General features: G+C 70.0%; 12 protein-coding genes. 7 read left to right on the forward strand and 5 right to left on the reverse strand.

What is annotated here, in order from left to right; translation table 11 throughout:
• Positions 1 to 187 precede the first annotated feature (187 nt).
• Both sucD and sucC read right to left on the reverse strand, forming a co-directional pair.
• Positions 188 to 1,063: a succinate--CoA ligase subunit alpha gene (gene sucD / locus Pen02_RS16450; RefSeq protein ID WP_203867282.1), complete on the reverse strand. Its 876-nt coding sequence runs from the start codon at positions 1,061 to 1,063 to the stop codon at positions 188 to 190.
• A gap of 5 nt (positions 1,064 to 1,068) precedes the next feature.
• Complete coding sequence (gene sucC / locus Pen02_RS16455) at positions 1,069 to 2,247, reverse strand: ADP-forming succinate--CoA ligase subunit beta (RefSeq protein WP_203866929.1); 1,179 nt, start codon at positions 2,245 to 2,247, stop codon at positions 1,069 to 1,071.
• A gap of 394 nt (positions 2,248 to 2,641) precedes the next feature.
• On the opposite strand from sucC, the gene frc reads away from it, so the two are divergent.
• The 5 genes from frc to Pen02_RS16480 all read left to right on the forward strand — a co-directional run bounded on the left by frc (position 2,642) and on the right by Pen02_RS16480 (position 9,520).
• Entirely contained in the window at positions 2,642 to 3,871 is a 1,230-nt protein-coding gene (gene frc / locus Pen02_RS16460) for a formyl-CoA transferase (protein WP_203866930.1), read from the forward strand.
• Between the two features lie 127 nt (positions 3,872 to 3,998).
• The gene (locus Pen02_RS16465; protein ID WP_203866931.1) at positions 3,999 to 6,149 is read left to right on the forward strand and encodes an acetate--CoA ligase family protein; all 2,151 of its coding nucleotides are present in this window, start codon (positions 3,999 to 4,001) and stop codon (positions 6,147 to 6,149) included.
• A 167-nt stretch (positions 6,150 to 6,316) separates the two neighbouring features.
• Positions 6,317 to 7,873, forward strand: a complete 1,557-nt coding sequence (locus tag Pen02_RS16470) for an Nramp family divalent metal transporter (protein WP_203866932.1) — start codon at positions 6,317 to 6,319, stop codon at positions 7,871 to 7,873.
• Positions 7,874 to 7,919: 46 nt separating this feature from the next.
• The gene (locus Pen02_RS16475) at positions 7,920 to 8,498 is read left to right on the forward strand and encodes a hypothetical protein (protein ID WP_203866933.1); all 579 of its coding nucleotides are present in this window, start codon (positions 7,920 to 7,922) and stop codon (positions 8,496 to 8,498) included.
• On the forward strand, positions 8,495 to 9,520 hold the full coding sequence (locus Pen02_RS16480; RefSeq protein WP_203866934.1) for a TerC family protein: 1,026 nt from the start codon (positions 8,495 to 8,497) through the stop codon (positions 9,518 to 9,520). The genes Pen02_RS16475 and Pen02_RS16480 overlap by 4 nt, the downstream gene beginning before the upstream one ends.
• Before the next feature lie 7 nt (positions 9,521 to 9,527).
• Here Pen02_RS16480 and Pen02_RS16485 read toward each other — a convergent pair whose 3' ends face one another.
• Entirely contained in the window at positions 9,528 to 9,737 is a 210-nt protein-coding gene (locus Pen02_RS16485) for a hypothetical protein (protein ID WP_203866935.1), read from the reverse strand.
• 718 nt (positions 9,738 to 10,455) lie between these two features.
• On the opposite strand from Pen02_RS16485, the gene oxc reads away from it, so the two are divergent.
• Positions 10,456 to 12,189 carry an oxalyl-CoA decarboxylase gene (gene oxc / locus Pen02_RS16490; protein WP_203866936.1) on the forward strand — a complete coding sequence of 578 codons (1,734 nt, stop codon included), beginning with the start codon at positions 10,456 to 10,458 and terminating at the stop codon, positions 12,187 to 12,189.
• Positions 12,190 to 12,569: 380 nt separating this feature from the next.
• On the forward strand, positions 12,570 to 13,931 hold the full coding sequence (locus Pen02_RS16495; RefSeq protein WP_239140846.1) for an NAD-dependent succinate-semialdehyde dehydrogenase: 1,362 nt from the start codon (positions 12,570 to 12,572) through the stop codon (positions 13,929 to 13,931).
• Between the two features lie 372 nt (positions 13,932 to 14,303).
• On the opposite strand, the gene Pen02_RS16500 is transcribed toward Pen02_RS16495, so the two are convergent.
• Both Pen02_RS16500 and gcl read right to left on the reverse strand, forming a co-directional pair.
• Positions 14,304 to 15,065, reverse strand: coding sequence for a GntR family transcriptional regulator (locus Pen02_RS16500; protein WP_203866937.1), 762 nt, complete (start codon positions 15,063 to 15,065; stop codon positions 14,304 to 14,306).
• Between the two features lie 246 nt (positions 15,066 to 15,311).
• Positions 15,312 to 17,036, reverse strand: coding sequence for a glyoxylate carboligase (gene gcl / locus Pen02_RS16505; RefSeq protein ID WP_203866938.1), 1,725 nt, complete (start codon positions 17,034 to 17,036; stop codon positions 15,312 to 15,314).
• Between the last annotated feature and the right edge of the window lie 163 nt (positions 17,037 to 17,199).

The following is a 17,199-nucleotide window of genomic DNA, read 5'->3' on the forward strand; positions in this document are numbered from 1 at the left end:
CCGGGGCCGGACGCGCGAGAGGTCCGGGCGGAGGTGTCGGACTCCGCCCGGACCGGCGCCGACCTTCGGGTACGGCGGTCGCCGGGCACCGGTCGCGTCCGCCCGACCTGGCACCCGGCGCTTCCCGCCGTCGGTCAGCGCGCCAGTAACGTCTCGCGGCTCGGCGCGCCGCCGGCAGCTACCCGGATCAGCGCGCCAGCAACGTCTCGCGCATCAGTGCGGCGGTCTCGGACGGCGTGCGGCCGACCCGGACCCCGACCGCCTCCAGCGCCTCCTGCTTGGCCAGTGCGGTGCCGGACGAACCGGAGACGATCGCCCCGGCGTGCCCCATCGTCTTGCCCTCGGGCGCGGTGAACCCGGCGACGTAGCCGACCACCGGCTTGCTGACGTGCTCGGCGATGTACGCCGCCGCCCGCTCCTCCGCGTCCCCGCCGATCTCGCCGATCATCACGATCGCCTCGGTCTCGGGATCGTTCTCGAACGCCTGGAGGCAGTCGATGTGCGTGGTGCCGACGATCGGGTCGCCGCCGATGCCGACGCAGGTGGAGAAGCCGAAGTCGCGCAGCTCGTACATCATCTGGTAGGTGAGGGTGCCGGACTTGCTGACCAGGCCGATCCGGCCCCGCTTGGTGATGTCGGCCGGGATGATGCCGGCGTTCGACTGTCCGGGACTGATCAGTCCGGGGCAGTTCGGCCCGATGATCCGGGTCCGGTTGCCGGTGCCCCGGGCGTACGCCCAGAACTCGGCGGTGTCGTGCACCGGGATGCCCTCGGTGAGCACCACGGCCAGGCCGAGTCCGGCGTCGACCGCCTCCACGACAGCCGCCTTGGCGAACCGGGGCGGTACGAAGACCACCGTCACGTCGGCACCGGTCGCCTTGACCGCGTCGGCGCAGTTGTCGAAGACCGGGATGCCGTCCACGTCCCGGCCGCCCTTGCCCGGGGTGACCCCGGCGACGATGTTGGTGCCGGCGGCGACCATCCGGCGGGTGTGTCTGGTGCCCTCGGTACCGGTGATGCCCTGGACCAGCACCCTGCTCTTCTCGGTGAGGAAGATTGCCATGGCTGTCACGCCCCCTTGCCGGCGAGTTCGGCGGCGAGCCGCGCCGCGCCGTCCATCGTGTCCACGAGCCGTACGCCGGGCAGCGCCGCCTCGGTGAGGATCTGCCGCCCCTGCGCGGCGTTGTTGCCGTCCAGCCGGACGACCAGCGGTTTGGTGATCGTCTCGCCCCGGTCGGTGAGCAGCGCGAACGCCGCGACGATGCCGTCGGCGACCGCGTCGCAGGCGGTGATCCCGCCGAAGACGTTGACGAAGACGCTGCGTACGTCGGGGTCGCCGAGGATGATCTCCAGACCGTTCGCCATCACCTCGGCCGAGGCCCCGCCGCCGATGTCGAGGAAGTTGGCCGGCTTGACCCCGCCGTACTGCTCGCCGGCGTAGGCGACCACGTCGAGAGTGCTCATCACCAGACCGGCGCCGTTGCCGATCACTCCGACCGAGCCGTCGAGCTTGACGTAGTTGAGGTCCTTCTCGGCCGCCCTGACCTCCAGCGGGTCGGTGGCGCTGACGTCCACGTACTGCGGGTGGCCGGGTTGGCGGTACCGGGCGTTGTCGTCCAGCGTCACCTTGCCGTCCAGGGCGCGTACGCTGCCGTCGGCCAGTCGGGCCAGCGGGTTGATCTCGACCAGGGTGGCGTCCTCGGACCGGAACACGTTCCAGAGCCGGACGAGTACCCGGGCCACGTCCTCGCGTACGTCGTCGGGCAGGCCGGCGGCGGCGGCCAGCCGGCGTGCCGCGTCCAGGTCGAAGCCGTCCGCCGGGTCGACCCAGAGCCGGGCCAGCGCCTCCGGGTTCTCGGCCGCCACCTGTTCGATCTCGACGCCGCCCTGTGCGGAGACGAGGGCGAGGAACGACCGGTTGGACCGGTCGAGCAGGAACGACACGTAGTACTCGTCGGCGATCTCGCTCGCCTCGGTGACCAGCACCCGGTGCACGGTGTGGCCTCTGATGTCCATGCCCAGGATCCGGCTGGCGACGTCCTGGGCGGCGTCCGGTCCGTCGGCCAGTTTCACCCCGCCGGCCTTGCCCCGGCCGCCGGTCTTGACCTGGGCCTTGACCACCACACGTCCACCGATCTCGGCGGCGGCGGCGTGCGCCTCGTCGGGGGTGCTGGCGACGCGGTTCCGGCTGACCGGTACGCCGTGCTTGGCGAAGAGTTCCTGTGCCTGGTGCTCCAACAGGTCCACCGGGCCTCCCTTCTTCTCGACCTTCGGTGGGTTGGCTCCGCCCGCCCGTGGGCGGTCCCCGGACGGGCGGGCGGAGAGACGGGGGAGTGGGGATCGGACCGGATGTGGAGATCGGACCGGGGTGGGGTGCTGGGCAGCGAATCCGGGCTCTGGCCCGTGCCGACGAGCGGGGGGTCGCACCGCCGGGGCCTCGCTGGCTTCGGCGGAAAACGTCCCTGCTACCCCCTAGACACTCCGCTGTTACATGCGCCACGATATTGCCTACCCCATACGGTATGCAATCCCGAGAAGGGGCGGGCCGGGCGACCGGTCCACGGCAACCGAGACGACGACGGCAACCGAGGTTCAGCTCCACGGCAGGCAGTGCACGGCGGGGCGCGCACAGGAGGTTGGCATGGGTAAGGCACTGGAGGGCGTACGGGTCCTCGACATGACGCACGTACAGTCAGGCCCCTCGTCCACGCAGATCCTGGCGTGGCTGGGCGCGGACGTGATCAAGTTGGAGGCGCCGGGCCAGGGCGACATCACCCGCACCCAGTTGCGCGACATTCCCGACGTGGACAGCCTCTACTTCACCATGTTGAACGCCAACAAGCGCAGCATCACCCTGAACATGAAGAACGAGCAGGGCAAGGAGGTCTTCACCCGGCTGGTGGCCGGGGTGGACATCCTGGTGGAGAACTTCGGCCCCGGCGTGGTGGAGCGGTTCGGCTTCCCCTGGGAGAAGCTCCAGGAAATCAACCCCGGCCTGGTCTACGCCTCCATCAAGGGCTTCGGTCCCGGCCGCTACGCCAACTTCAAGGCGTACGAGGTGATCGCCCAGGCGATGGGCGGGGCGATGAGCACCACCGGCTTCGAGGACGGGCCGCCGACCGCGACCGGCGCGCAGATCGGCGACTCCGGCACCGGCATCCACCTGGTCGCCGGCATCCTGGCCGCGCTGTACCAGCGCACCAACACCGGGCGGGGCCAGCGGGTCCAGGTCGCCATGCAGGACGCGGTACTCAACCTGTGCCGGGTCAAGCTGCGTGACCAGCAGCGGCTGACGCACGGCCCGCTGGGGGAGTACCCCAACGAGAGCTTCGGCGACGAGGTGCCGCGCTCCGGCAACGCCTCCGGCGGCGGCCAGCCCGGCTGGGCGGTGCGGTGCGCCCCCGGCGGACCGAACGACTACATCTACGTGATCATCCAGCCGGTGGGCTGGAAGCCGATCTGCGAGCTGATCGGCAAGCCCGAGCTGGCCGACGACCCCGCCTGGAGCACCCCGCAGGTGCGCCTGAACAAGCTCGACAAGGCGTTCGCGCTGATCGAGGAGTGGACCGAGCGGCACTCCAAGCAGGAGGTCATGGAGAAGCTCAACGCGTACAACATCCCGTGCGGGCCGATCCTGTCGACCAAGGAGCTGATCGAGGACGAGACCCTCGCCCAGCTCGGCTCGGTGGTCGAGGTCGCCCACCCGGACCGGGGGGCCTACAAGACCGTCGGCAACCCGATCAAGCTCTCCGACTCGCACGTGGACGTCGAGCGCTCGCCGCTGCTCGGCGAGCACACCGCCCAGGTGCTCGGCGAGCTGGGTTACTCCGAGGAGCAGGTCGGCGCACTGCGCGCCGCCGGCGCCGTCTGACCCGGCCGGGCGCCGCCTCGGCGGCGCCCGGCACCGCACCGCCACCACCGGTCCCGTCCCACCAGAACCCGCACGTTCCCCGGCCGCCGGCCCCACCGGCGCCGGCGTTCCTAAAGGAGACGACGTAATGCCATCCAACGACAGCAGCTACGACCGCGAAGCCGTACGGCGGGTGCTGGAGCAGGCCGCTGCGGAGGGCCGGAGTTCGCTGACCGCCCCCGAGGGGCGGCTGGTGGTCGAGGCGTACGGGATCGCCACCCCGGGTGAGGGGCTGGCCGGCAGCGCCGACGAGGCGGTGGCGCTGGCCGAGCGGATCGGCCTGCCGGTGGTACTGAAGATCGTTTCGCCGGACATCCTGCACAAGACCGAGGCCGGCGGCGTACTGGTCGGGCTGCGCACCGCCACGGACGTGGCCGCCGGGTACGACACCATCCTCGCCAACGCCCGGGCGTACAAGGCGGACGCCAAGATCGTCGGGGTGCAGGTGCAGCAGCAGCTCGACTCCGGCCACGAGGTCATCGTCGGTACGGTCACCGACCCGACCTTCGGCAAGGTGGTCGCGTTCGGCCTCGGCGGCGTACTCGTCGAGGTGCTCAAGGACGTCACCTTCCGGCTCGCCCCGACCGACACCGGCACCGCGTTCTCGATGCTCGACGGGATCGCCTCGGCCGAGATCCTGCGCGGCGTACGCGGCGCCGAGCCGGCCAACCGCGAGGTGCTGGCCGACCTGATCGTCCGACTGTCGGACCTGGTCACCGACTTCCCGGAGCTGGCCGAGGTGGACCTCAACCCGGTGCTGGCCACCGCCGCCGGCGCGACCGCGGTGGACGTGCGGATCCTGGTCGACCCGGCCGCCGCCGCCCAGCCGGAGCGGTTCACCGACGAGGAGATCCTGGCCAGCATGAACCGGATCATGCGGCCCGCCTCGGTCGCCGTGATCGGCGCCTCCGCCGAGACCGGCAAGATCGGCAACTCGGTGATGAAAAACCTGGTCAACGGCGGCTACCAGGGCGAGATCTACCCGATCAACCCGAAGGCCAGCGAGATCCTGGACCGCAAGGCGTTCAAGAGCATCTCCGACGTGCCCGGCCCGGTCGACGTGGCGGTCTTCGCCATCCCGGCGAAGTTCGTGCCGCAGGCGCTGGCCGAGGTCGGTGCCAAGGGGGTCGCCGGGGCGATCCTGATCCCGTCCGGTTTCGGCGAGACCGGCAACCACGAGTTGCAGGCCGAGGTCGTCAGGGTCGCCCGCGAGCACGGCGTACGCATCCTCGGGCCGAACATCTACGGCTACTACTACACCCCGGAGAACCTGTCGGCGACGTTCTGCACCCCGTACGACGTCAAGGGCGGGGTGGCGCTCTCCTCGCAGAGCGGCGGCATCGGGATGGCGATCCTCGGCTTCAGCCGGGCCGCCCGGATGGGCGTCTCGGCGATCGTCGGCGTCGGCAACAAGGCCGACATCGACGAGGACGACCTGCTGACCTTCTTCGAGAGCGACCCGAACACCCAGCTCATCGCGATGCACCTGGAGGACCTCAAGGACGGCCGGTCGTTCGCCGACACCGCCCGCCGGGTCTCGAAGACCAAGCCGGTGGTGGTGCTCAAGGCGGGCCGTACCGACCAGGGCGCCAAGGCGGCCAGCTCGCACACCGGCGCGCTGGCCGGCAACGACAAGGTCTACGACGACATCCTGCGCTCCAACGGCGTGATCCGGGCCCCCGGCCTCAACGACCTGCTGGAGTACGCCCGGGGCATCCCGCTGCTGCCCACCCCGCAGGGCGAGAACGTCGTCATCATCACCGGCGCCGGCGGGTCCGGAGTGCTGCTCTCCGACGCCTGCGTCGACAACAAGCTCACCCTGATGGAGATCCCGCCGGACCTGGACGAGGCGTTCCGCAAGTTCATCCCGCCGTTCGGCGCGGCCGGCAACCCGGTGGACATCACCGGCGGCGAGCCGCCGTCCACCTACCGCAACACCATTGCCCTGGGCCTGTCCGACCCCCGCATCCACTCGCTGATCCTCGGTTACTGGCACACCATCGTCACCCCGCCGATGGTCTTCGCCGAGCTGGTCGTCGACGTGGTCGAGGAGTTCCGGGCCAAGGGCATCCACAAGCCGGTGGTCGCCTCGCTCGCCGGGGACGTCGAGGTCGAGGAGGCCAGCGAGCACCTGTACCGGAACGGGATCGTCGCCTATCCGTACACCACGGAGAAGCCGGTCGCGGTGCTCGGCGCCAAGTACCGGTGGGCACGTTCCGCCGGTCTGCTCGGCGGCTGACCGGACGGTCGCCGAGCGATGCACGACAGTTCCACCCGACCAGGCAGTTGGAGGGGCCACTAGCCACACGGCGACCCGCTCCGCGGCCAAGGGTCAACGGACACAAGCGTCGGAACCGGCCCGTCCTCCGGCTCCGTACGACGTCACAGTCCCCCAGGAGGTCCAGCGTGGACGCTTCGAACAGCCCTTACCCGACCCAGCCGACAAGTACCACCCCGGCGGCCGGTACCACTGCGATGCCCGAGCAGCGTGGCGGTACCGCCCCGCCGGCCCCGCCCACCGAGGAACGGGTGTGGCGGGCCGGAAAACTCGAACCGATGCCGATCCGGGAGCTGCCGAAGGCCCCGCCGTCGGTACACCTGCTCGGCCCGACCGTCTTCCTCGTCGCACTCGGCGTGGGCATGGGCGAGTCGTACATGTGGCCCCGTCTGGTCCTGATCTTCGGGCCGGAGATCCGGTGGCTCTTCCTGATCGGTGTCACCCTGCAGGCCTTCGTGATGCTGGAAATGGCCCGGTACGCGATGGCGACCGGGGAGAGCATCTTCTTCGGGGCCGCCCGGGTGTTCAAACCACTGATGTGGTTCTTCTTCAGCGTGGCGATCCTGGTCTACATCTGGCCGGGACACCTCTCGACCGGCGCCGCCGCCTTCGAGGAGGTGACCGGGATACCCTGGACGGTCAGCGCCTGTGTCGGGCTGATCCTCGTCGGCGTGGTGTTCAGCCTGGCCAAGGTGATCTATCCGCTGCTGGAGAGCCTGCTCGGTCTGCTGATCGGCGTACTCGTGGTCGGCACCTCGGTGGTGGCCTCGATCGTCGGCCAGTGGAGCGACGTCACCTCGACCCTCGCCGGCATGTTCCACTTCGGCTACCTGCCCAGCGAGGCGATGTCGGCGGCCTGGTTCCCGGTGATCGTCGGTGCGATCGCCTTCGCCGGCCCGTCCGGTATGCAGCAGATGTGGTACACGCTGCACCTGCGGGATTCCGGTGCCGGCATGGGCGCGCACATCCCCAAGATCCGCGGCCTGCGGCACGCGGGTGAGCAGGAGGAGATGCCGTCCCGCGGGTTCATGTTCGACACCGACAGCCCGGAGGAGATGAAGAAGTGGAAGGGCTGGCGGCGGTGGGTGACCTTCGACGCCCTGCTGCTCTTCTGGGGTGTCACGATGCTGGTCACCATCTCGTTCACGGTGCTGGCCCAGACCGCCGTCCGGGAGAACCCCGGCGTCGGTGACGTGATCCGGGACGGCGAGCGGGAGGCGGCGTTGACCGCGATGGCCGACGCGTTCGCCTCGGCGGGTGCGCCGGTGCTGCACGGGGTCTTCCTCGGCTTCATCGCGCTGATCGGTCTCAACGCCACGCTCGGCCTCTTCGACTCGTTCTCCCGGGGCCAGGCGGACATGACCTACCACTTCGTACCCGGGGCCAAGCGGTTCAGCATGTCGAAGCTGTACGCCGGCTTCCTCTGGGGCGTCATCGCGTTCGGCATCCTGATCCTGAACTTCGGTCCGGCGGACGGCCCCGGCGCGATCCTCGACGTACTGGCCTTCCTGTCCACCTTCGCGATGGGCGCGTACTGCGTCGTGCTGCTGCTGGTGAACAACCGGATGCTGCCCAAGCCGATCCGGCCGGGCATCGTGCAGAACGCCGTGATCGGGTTCGGCGCCGTGTTCTACCTCGGCATGCTGGCCTACAGCCTGATCCGGTTCGGCGTGGTCATCGACTGAGCCGGACGGAAGGAGTTGTCATGACGAAGCGGGATGAGGTAACGCCGTGACCGGCAACAAAGTACGCCACCTCGGCGAGCTCGCCCTGCCGGGAGCCGGCATCGGGGCGACCGCCGGGGTGGCGGCCGGCGCGCTCGCCGTGCTCGCCGGCCAGCCGATCGGCTGGGCGCTCGCCACCGGCCTGGGGCTGGGTCTGCCGCTGGTGCTGCTCGGCGGCGGGTTCGGGCTGCTGCTGGGCTCCGGCATCGCCTCGCCGGGGGTGTTCGCCCCGGCGGCGCTGTACTGGTTCATCGGCTTCCCGGTCGCCCGGGTGGTCCACGAGATGCTGGTCGGCCTGATGGTGGTCGGTCGGCCGGCGCTGCCGCCGGACCTGCCAGGCTTCCTCGCCTACCAGGCGATCGTCAGCCTCGGCTTCGCGATCGGGTTCAGTTGGCTGCACGAGCGGATCGCACCGGGCTGGCTGCGCCGGATCCGGCACAGCAACCCGGCCGCCGACCGGCTGTACGCCTTCTACCTCCAGCACGCCGAGGCGCAGTGGAAGGCGCGGGAGAGTCGTCGGCGGGCCCGGGCCGCCGGTCGGGGTAACGGCCGACCGGCTCTGTTCCGAGCAAAGGGAGAGCTATGAACCTGCCGGTCTGGGTATGGGCCGTGACGATCGTCGGCTTCCTCGGGATGATCGCCTTCGACTTCTACCTGGTCGCCCGCAATCCACGCGAGCCGGCCTTCCGGGAGTGCGTGGCCTGGGTGAGCTTCTACGTCCTGGCCGCGATCGCCTTCGGGTTCGTCCTGATGGCGACGGCCGGGGTTTCGTACGGCGGCCAGTTCTTCGCCGGCTGGCTCACCGAGTACTCGCTCAGCGTCGACAACCTGTTCGTCTTCATCATCATCATGAGTCGGTTCGCGGTGCCGTTGAAGTATCGCCAGAAGGTGCTGCTCATCGGCATCGTGCTGGCGCTGCTGATGCGGGGCATCTTCATCGCGGCCGGCGCGCAGGCGATCACCCGGTTCGACTGGCTGTTCTACCTCTTCGGCGCCTTCCTGATCTACACCGCGGTCAAGCTCGTCGGGCCGCAGCAGGAGGACGAGTTCTCGGAGAACATCGCACTGCGTACGGCGAAGCGGATCCTGCCGACCACCGAGTCGTACCGGGGTGCCTCGGTGCTGACCCGGGTGGACGGTCGGCTGATGGTGACGCCGATGTTGATCGTGATGGTCGCCATCGGCACCACCGACCTGCTGTTCGCGCTGGACTCCATTCCGGCGATCTTCGGCCTGACCCAGGAGCCGTACCTGGTCTTCACCGCGAACACCTTCGCGTTGATGGGCCTGCGGCAGCTCTACTTCCTGATCGGCGGGTTGCTGGACCGGCTGGTGTACCTCAGCAAGGGCCTGGCGTTCATCCTGGCCTTCATCGGGGTCAAGCTGGTGCTGGAGGCCCTGCATCACGACGGGTTCTCCTGGGCGCCGGCGGTGCCGATCGCCGTCTCGCTCGGGGTCATCGTCGGAACGTTGGTGGTCACCACCGTCGCCAGCCTGGCGAAGTCCCGGCGGGACCAGCGCGAACGGCCGTCCGCCGCCACGGAGGGGTTGGAGGCCGGAGCCCCCGGTACCCACGACTCCGTGACGGCGGACCGGGACGCGGTCTGACCGCTCGTCAGACCTTGATCAGGTTTTCGTCCGTGGCGGAGCCACGGAGGAAGTCCTCGATCTCCCTGTCGCTCGGCCGGGCGGCCCGACGCTGGTTCTCCAGCGCGGCCGCCAGGCCGAGCCCGAGGGACCGGCCGTCGGCCGGGAACCCGGTCGGCAGGGCCAGCCGGTCGGTAAGGCGGGTCAGGGAACGTGCGAACGTTCGCCAGGTGGTCATGACAACATCACTCCTGCTTGTCGGTCTTCCCGGGAAACGACGCTTCCCGGGACCGTGCGCACCGGACCGGACGAGAGAAGACCGTCCGGGCCGGTGGTCCGGCAGGACACCCGGGATGTGCCTGGTGGGGCCGGGCACACCCCGGGTCGCCGGATCTTCGCCGTCACGCCTCGTCGCGTGGCGGCCGGATCTATGTCTGTCGCCGCATCGACGACCGGCGGGGGTCGGCCCGCAGCGGCCGCGCGGAGCCGTGGCCTCGTGGCCCGGACCGCGGTGTGAACGGTACGCAGGCGGTTCCTCTGTGGAGCTACCCGGTGCCGTGCCACCACAAACCCTCGCGCTCGTCCCGTCCGGCGACAGGTCCTTGTTCGACGGTCCCAGGATACCGCCTTCGGTATACAAAAAACCGAACCAGTGACCAAAGCCACCGTGCCGCCGACCCGAGCCGTGACCACCGGTTCGGCGCCGGTACGCGCCGGCCTGCCCGGAAAACGTCCCTGCTACCCCCTAGACACCCCGCTGTTACGTGGTCCACGATTATTGCCTACCCCATACGGTATGCACTTCTAGGGACAGCGAGGGGGAAGGGCGTCGCTTCCCGTGCGCGCTCGCGCGCAGTGCCCGTCGTCGCCGTCGCCGGCCGAGCCAACCTCGACGAGCGGTAGCCGAACTACATACGTACGCAGAAGTCGCACGACGATGATGGAGGACTCTGACCATGACCATCGCTTCCCTCCGGGAGTCAGAAGCTGGCGATCTCGTGGGTGCGAAGAAGCTCACCGACGGGATCCATCTGGTCGTCGACGCGCTCAAGCTCAACGAGGTCGACGCCATCTACGGCGTCGTCGGCATCCCGATCACCGACCTGGCCCGGCTGGCGCAGTCGTCCGGCATCCGCTTCATCGGCTTCCGGCACGAGAGCGCTGCCGGGCACGCGGCGGCGGCGGCCGGGTTCCTGACCAAGAAGCCGGGAATCTGCCTGACGGTCTCCGCCCCGGGATTCCTCAACGGGCTGGTGGCACTGGCCAACGCCACGGTGAACTGCTTCCCGATGGTGCAGATCTCCGGATCCAGCGAGCGGCACCTCGTCGACCTCCAGCGGGGCGACTACGAGGAGATGGACCAGCTCGCGGCGGCCCGACAGTTCGCCAAGGCGGCATACCGGGTGCACCGGGCGGAGGACATCGGTCGGGGCGTGGCCCGCGCGATCCGTACCGCCGTGTCCGGGCGACCCGGAGGGGTCTACCTCGACATCCCGGCGGCGGTTCTCGGCGAGGTCATCGACGCGGAGGCGGGCGCGGCGTCACTGTGGCGGCTCGTCGACCCGGCGCCGCGACAGGTGCCCGAACCCGCGGCCCTGGACCGGGCGATCGAACTGCTCGCGAACGCCCAGCGGCCGCTCGTCGTACTCGGCAAGGGCGCCGCGTACGCGCAGGCGGACGACCAGATCCGCCGGTTCGTCGAACTCACCGGCGTGCCCTACCTGCCCATGTCGATGGCGAAGGGCCTGCTGCCCGACGACCACCCGCAGTCGGTGGCCAGCACCAGGTCGCTGGCCCTACGCCGGGCCGACGTCGTGATGCTCGTCGGTGCGCGCCTGAACTGGCTGCTCGGACACGGCGACGCACCACAGTGGAACTCCGACGCGAAGTTCATCCAGGTGGACATCGCCAGCACCGAGCTGGACAGCAACCAGCCCATCGCGGCGCCGCTCGTCGGTGACGTCGGCTCGGTGATGCAGGCGCTGATCGACCGGACCGAACCGGGCCAGATCACCGTCCCGAGCCAGTGGCGGGACGAGCTGTCGGCCCGCTCCGCGGAGAACGTCGGCAAGATGGCCAAGCGGCTCAAGGCCGCCGAGACCGCACACCCGATGAAGTTCCTGGGCGCGCTCCAGGCCGTCCGCGACGTCCTGCGGGAGAACCCGCGCGCCTATGTCGTCAACGAGGGCGCGAACGCGCTGGACCTGGCCCGCAACACGATCGGCATGCAGGTGCCACGACACCGCCTGGACAGCGGCACCTGGGGCGTGATGGGCATCGGCATGGGGTACGCGATCGCCGCCGCGGTCGAGAGCGGGGACCCGGTCGTCGCCATCGAGGGCGACAGTGCGTTCGGGTTCAGCGGCATGGAGATCGAGACCATCTGCCGCTACAACCTGCCCGTCGTCACGGTCGTGCTGAACAACAGCGGCGTCTACCGAGGCGACGACGCGTCACCGTCCGGGGACCCGGCACCGACCGCCCTCCGGGCCCGGCACGATCTCATGATCGCCGCCTTCGGCGGCAAGGGCTATCGGGCGACGACGCCCGAGGAGGTCACCGCCGCCCTGCGCGAGGCCCTGGCGGCGGGCCGGCCCGCGCTCATCGACTGCGTCATCGACCCCACCGACGGGACGGAGAGCGGCAACATCGCCCACCTCAACCCCAAGGGCATCACCGTGCAGCGGTGAGCGGAAGCGCCGACGGGGTGCCGCCGGTCCGGGTCTGACCGACCCGGACACGACGGCCGTGGCGCTGCTCGCCGCCGTCGACCGGGTCGCGCCGGCCCGGGGCGGCGTCCCGCGCTCCCTGTCGAACGGTTTCGGGATGGTTCCGGGGGCAGGGCGAGGACACCGTCCTCGCCCTGCGTCCGACGTGCGACGGGCGACGAGCGCCCGGTGCCTCGAAGCGGTCGGGGGAGTGCGGCGCACGGTGGAGAGGAATGTCGGCTGTCGGTCGGCGAGCGCCCGACCGGCCTCGCCTTCGCATCCGGCACGTCTGTAGACGGCATGCAGACCAATGACAGAGTGTCCCGGCGCAGCGTTGGTAGAAGACGGAGGCGTGGATCCCTATGTACACAGTTACCGACCCAGCGACAGGCGAGCTGATCGAGAAGATCGAGAACGCGACCGACGCGGAGGTCCGGGAAGCGATCGATCGCGTCCACCGCGGGTACGTGTCGTGGCGGCGCCGGACGGTCGCCGAGCGGGCCGAGATCGTGTCCCGTGCGGCGGACCTGTTCGCCGAGCGCGCCGACGAGCTGGCGGCGATCATGACGCTGGAGATGGGCAAGCGGATCAACGAGGGCCGTGGCGAGGTCGGCGTGGTCGTCGACATCTTTAGGTACTACGCCGACAACGGTCCTGCGCTGCTGGCCGACGAGCCGATGGAGATCAGGGGCGGCAGGGCCGTCATCACCAAGAACCCCATCGGGGCGCTGCTCGGCGTCATGCCGTGGAACTTCCCCTGCTACCAGATCGCCCGGTTCGTGGCGCCGAACCTGGTCCTCGGCAACACGATCCTGCTGAAGCATGCCTCGATCTGTCCCCGGTCGGCGGCGGCGATCGAGCGGATCCTGCACGACGCCGGGGTGCCCGAGGACGCGTACGTGAACATCTTCGCGTCCAGCGCGCAGGTCCCCGGGATGCTCGCGGATCCCCGCATCCAGGGAGTCTCGCTGACCGGCAGCGAGCGGGCGGGCATCTCGGTCGCCGCCGAGGCCGGGAAGAACCTGAAGCGGGTCGTCCTGGAACTGGGCGGTTCCGACCCGCTGATCCTGCTGGACACCGACGACATGGACAAGACCGTCAAGGCCACCGCGACCGCCCGGATGCGCAACTGCGGCCAGTCGTGCAACTCGCCGAAGCGGATGATCGTGCTCGCCGACATCTACGAGGAGTTCGTCGACCGGCTGACCAAGCACGTGGCCGAGACCTTCGTGCCGGGCGACCCGAGCGATCCCGCGACGAAGCTGCCACCGCTGGCGTCGGTCGCGGCGGCCGAGGAGGTGGCCGGTCAGGTCGAGAAGGCGGTCCAGCAGGGCGCGACGCTACGCACCGGTGGGCATCGCATCGACCGGCCCGGCGCCTATCTCGAGGCCACGGTGCTGACCGACGTGACCCCCGAGATGGACGCCTACTACGAGGAGATCTTCGGCCCTGTGGTGCTGGTGTTCCGGGCGGAGACCGAGGAGGAGGCGGTCGCCATCGCGAACGATTCGCCGTTCGGGCTCGGCGCCAGCGTGTGGGGTACCGATCCGGACCGGTTGCGCCGGGTTGCCGGGCAGATCGAGTCCGGCATGGTGTACCTGAACAGCGCCGGTGGATCCCAGGCCGACCTGCCCTTCGGCGGCATCAAGCGCTCCGGGATGGGCAGGGAACTCGGCCCGGCCGGCATCGAGGAGTTCATGAACAAGAAATCCATCCGCCTGTAGCGCGGTGCCGACCGCGTACGACCCGAGCACGGTGCACCAGACCAGGCACAGGTAGTCGTCGCACCCGGGTACGCCCGGCGGGTCGGAACCCGTCCGTCGGACGTAACCCACCGGAGGTGCCCGTACCGCGTGGGGCGGGACACGCTCGTCGTGTCCAGCAGGGACGCTCCCGTGGTACGGGCACCTTCGGCCGTTCGGAGGCGGCAGTACGGGCAGCCGAGGGCAGACCGGCCGGCCCGTCGAGCGCGACGGTGCCGGGAGAACCGGGCCACAAACCGCCGTGCGGGCGCGGAGGCGTTCTGGGCGGCGTACGGCGTCGGAAACACCGCACGTCCCGTCAGTGCCGGCGGGACGTGCGGGTAGGGGCTCTCGTCAGCCCAGGGCTTCCCGTTCAGCGGCCTCCTTGCGGCGCTGGTGGTAGCTCTCCCGGGTGCGCTCGGTGTGCCGGCGCATCATCTCGCCGGCCCGTCGCCCGTTCCGGCCGGCGATCACCTCGATCAGCTCGGCGTGCTCGTCCCAGGCCTCCCGGCCCCGGGAACGGGCGATGGGGGCGTAGTACCAGCGCACCCGCCGGTCGACCATGGCGATCAGTTCGGCGAGGACCTTGTTGCCGGACATCTCGACGACGTACGCGTGCAGGGCGGCGTTCGCGGCGACGAGTTCGACCTGGTCGTCGTCGCGCAGTGCCTTCTCGCCGGCCTCCTGTAGCTCGCGCAGCCGCTCGACCTGCTCCGGCGTGGCCTGCCGGGCCGCCAGTCGGGCCGACTCCGACTCCAGCAGCGTGCGGGTGGCGAGGAGCTGGTCCGCCTCCTCCTCGGTCGGCACGTGCACGAACGCGCCGAGCGCGGGGCGCAGGTCGACCCAGCCCTCGCTCTGCAACCGTTGCAGGGCCTCCCGGACCGGCTGCCGGCTGACGCCGAGCTGGGCAGCGAGTTCGTTCTCCACCAGGTGCTCGCCGGGGCGCAGCTCGCGGTTGATGATCATTTCCGCGATCACGTCGTAGACCGCCTGCCGCAGTGGCGCGGGGCGCTCCAGAGGCTGCCGTGCGGCCCGTGGCTCGCGGCGGGCCGCGGTGAGCCGTCGTCGACCACCATTGGCGCCGCCTGGTGAGGCCGAGCCCCCCCATTCGGTCATGGACTACCTCCGGCTGCGAGAAATCGATCGGGCGCTCGCGCCCTTTTCTGGGCTATAGCATACAGTCGTCTAGATGCAATCGGCCGCCACCACGGGTGGTGGCGGGAAATAGACCGATCGGCCCGGATATCGCGGCGGGACGTCGGCGGTGTCCGGGGTAGCGTCGGCGGGGTGGGCGTCTCGCCGCCCACCCCGCCGCTCGTTAGGCACGCTATTCCCGGCGCCCCTCCGGGGCCGTCGTGGGAATCACCCCGAAACCGCGTCCTTGTACTCGATCTCCGGCACCGGCTCGAACTCGTTGACCTTGGCGATGGAGAGCCCGTGCGCGGTGTTCGCCTCCCGTTCGATCATCACCTCGACCAGTACCGGACGGCTGGTCCGGCGGGCCTCCTTGCTGGCCCAGGCGAGCGCGTCGGCGATCTCGTCCGGCCGCAGCACCCGCCGGCCGGCGCAGCCGTACGCCTCCATCACCTTGACATTGTCGGTGCCGTACTCGTCGTAGTGGATGTCCACCTCGTAGTTCATCTCGTAGCCGATCTCGGCCTGCCGGATCAGCCCGAGATACTCGTTGTTCAACATGATCAACACAAACGGGATGTTGTACTGCGCGGCCACCGCGAGTTCCTCGACCAGGAACTGGAACGAGTAGTCGCCGACCACGCCCACCACCTCGGCGTCGGGTTTGGCGGACTTCACCCCGATCGCCGCCGGAATCTCCCAGCCGAGCGGGCCGGCCTGGCCGCAGACCTGGTAGTGCCGGGGCTTGAAGACCTTCTGGAACTGCCCGGACCAAATCTGGTAGAGACCGATCGCGGTCACGAAGTAGGTGTCCGGGCCGAAGAACTCGTTGATCTCCTTGAACACCCGGGGCGCCTTGACCGGTACCGCGTCGAAGTCGTCCCGGCGGCGCAGCGTCTCGCGGAGCTTGCGGACCAGCGACACCCACTCACCACGGTCCCGCGCGACGCCCCGGCGGCGGGCGGCGTCGAGCAGTGCCGCGAGGAACGCCCCGGTGTCCGAGACCACCCCGAGGTCGGGGCCGAACACCTTGCCGAGCTGGGTCGGCTCGATGTCGACGTGGATGAACTTCCGGTCGCCCCGGTAGGTCTCCAGGTCGCCGGTGTGCCGGTCGCCGAACCGGGCGCCGAGCGCGAGCACCAGGTCGGACTCCAGGAAGGACGCGTTGCCGAAGCGTTGGGTGGTCTGGATGCCGGTCATCCCGGCGAACAGGTCGTGGTCCTCCGGGATCGCGCCCTTGCCCATCAGGGTGACCTGGACCGGGATGTTCAACGTCTCGGCTACCTCGCGGAGCAGGTCGCTGGCCTCGCCGATGATGACGCCGCCGCCGGCCAGGATCAGCGGCCGTTCGGCGGCCAGCAGCATGTCCAGGGCCCGCTCGACCCGGGGCAGGTGCGGCTCGACCCGGGGCACCGGCAGCGGGGCGTCGATCGAGGCGTCCCACTCGATCTCCTGCCGCTGCACGTCGACCGGCAGGTCGATCAGCACCGGGCCGGGCCGCCCGGAGCGGGCGATCCGGAACGCCTCCCGGAAGATCCACGGCGCCTGGGCCGCCTCCTTGACCTGCACCGCCCACTTCGTCACCGGCTTGGCGATCTCGACGATGTCGACCGCCTGGAACGCCTCCTGGTGCAGCTTGTTCGTCGGTGCCTGGCCGGTGATGCAGACCATCGGGATGGAGTCGGCCTGGGCGGTGTACAAGCCGGTGATCATGTTGGTGCCGGCCGGGCCGGAGGTGCCGATCGCGACTCCGACCCGGCCGTTGGTCCGGGCCCAGCCGTCGGCCATGTGGGTGGCACCCTCCTCGTGCCGGACGATCAGGTGCCGGATGTCGCTGCGCCGCAGCGACGCGTAGAGCGGCAGGATCGCCGCGCCGGGACAGCCGAACGCGATGTCCACGCCCTCCGACGCGAGCACCGAGACGACCGCGTCCATGCAGGGAATCTTGGCCATGGGTTCAGACCTCCGGGTGGTGGGCGTGGGTGGGGAAGGTGCGGTACCGGCGCTCGCCGACGTCCCAGGCGGTACCGGGTTTGCGGATCAGGGTCACGGGAGCCTCCGGGGCTTCGGGTGTCCTGTGTGGATGGCGAGATCGCCGGGCCGGGACGGGTCGCTA

It is taken from the genome of Plantactinospora endophytica (assembly GCF_016862915.1).
In the GTDB taxonomy this organism is placed as follows: Bacteria; Actinomycetota; Actinomycetes; order Mycobacteriales; family Micromonosporaceae; genus Plantactinospora; species Plantactinospora endophytica.

Bases quoted from the DNA above. Each gene is read 5' to 3' on its own strand.
- sucD (WP_203867282.1), bottom strand. From the start codon at position 1,063: ATGGCAATCTTCCTCACCGAGAAGAGCAGGGTGCTGGTCCAGGGCATC.
- frc (WP_203866930.1), top strand. From the start codon at position 2,642: ATGGGTAAGGCACTGGAGGGCGTACGGGTCCTCGACATGACGCACGTA.
- Pen02_RS16465 (WP_203866931.1), top strand. From the start codon at position 3,999: ATGCCATCCAACGACAGCAGCTACGACCGCGAAGCCGTACGGCGGGTG.
- Pen02_RS16480 (WP_203866934.1), top strand. From the start codon at position 8,495: ATGAACCTGCCGGTCTGGGTATGGGCCGTGACGATCGTCGGCTTCCTC.
- Pen02_RS16485 (WP_203866935.1), bottom strand. From the start codon at position 9,737: ATGACCACCTGGCGAACGTTCGCACGTTCCCTGACCCGCCTTACCGAC.
- oxc (WP_203866936.1), top strand. From the start codon at position 10,456: ATGACCATCGCTTCCCTCCGGGAGTCAGAAGCTGGCGATCTCGTGGGT.
- Pen02_RS16495 (WP_239140846.1), top strand. From the start codon at position 12,570: ATGTACACAGTTACCGACCCAGCGACAGGCGAGCTGATCGAGAAGATC.
- Pen02_RS16500 (WP_203866937.1), bottom strand. From the start codon at position 15,065: ATGACCGAATGGGGGGGCTCGGCCTCACCAGGCGGCGCCAATGGTGGT.
- gcl (WP_203866938.1), bottom strand. From the start codon at position 17,036: ATGGCCAAGATTCCCTGCATGGACGCGGTCGTCTCGGTGCTCGCGTCG.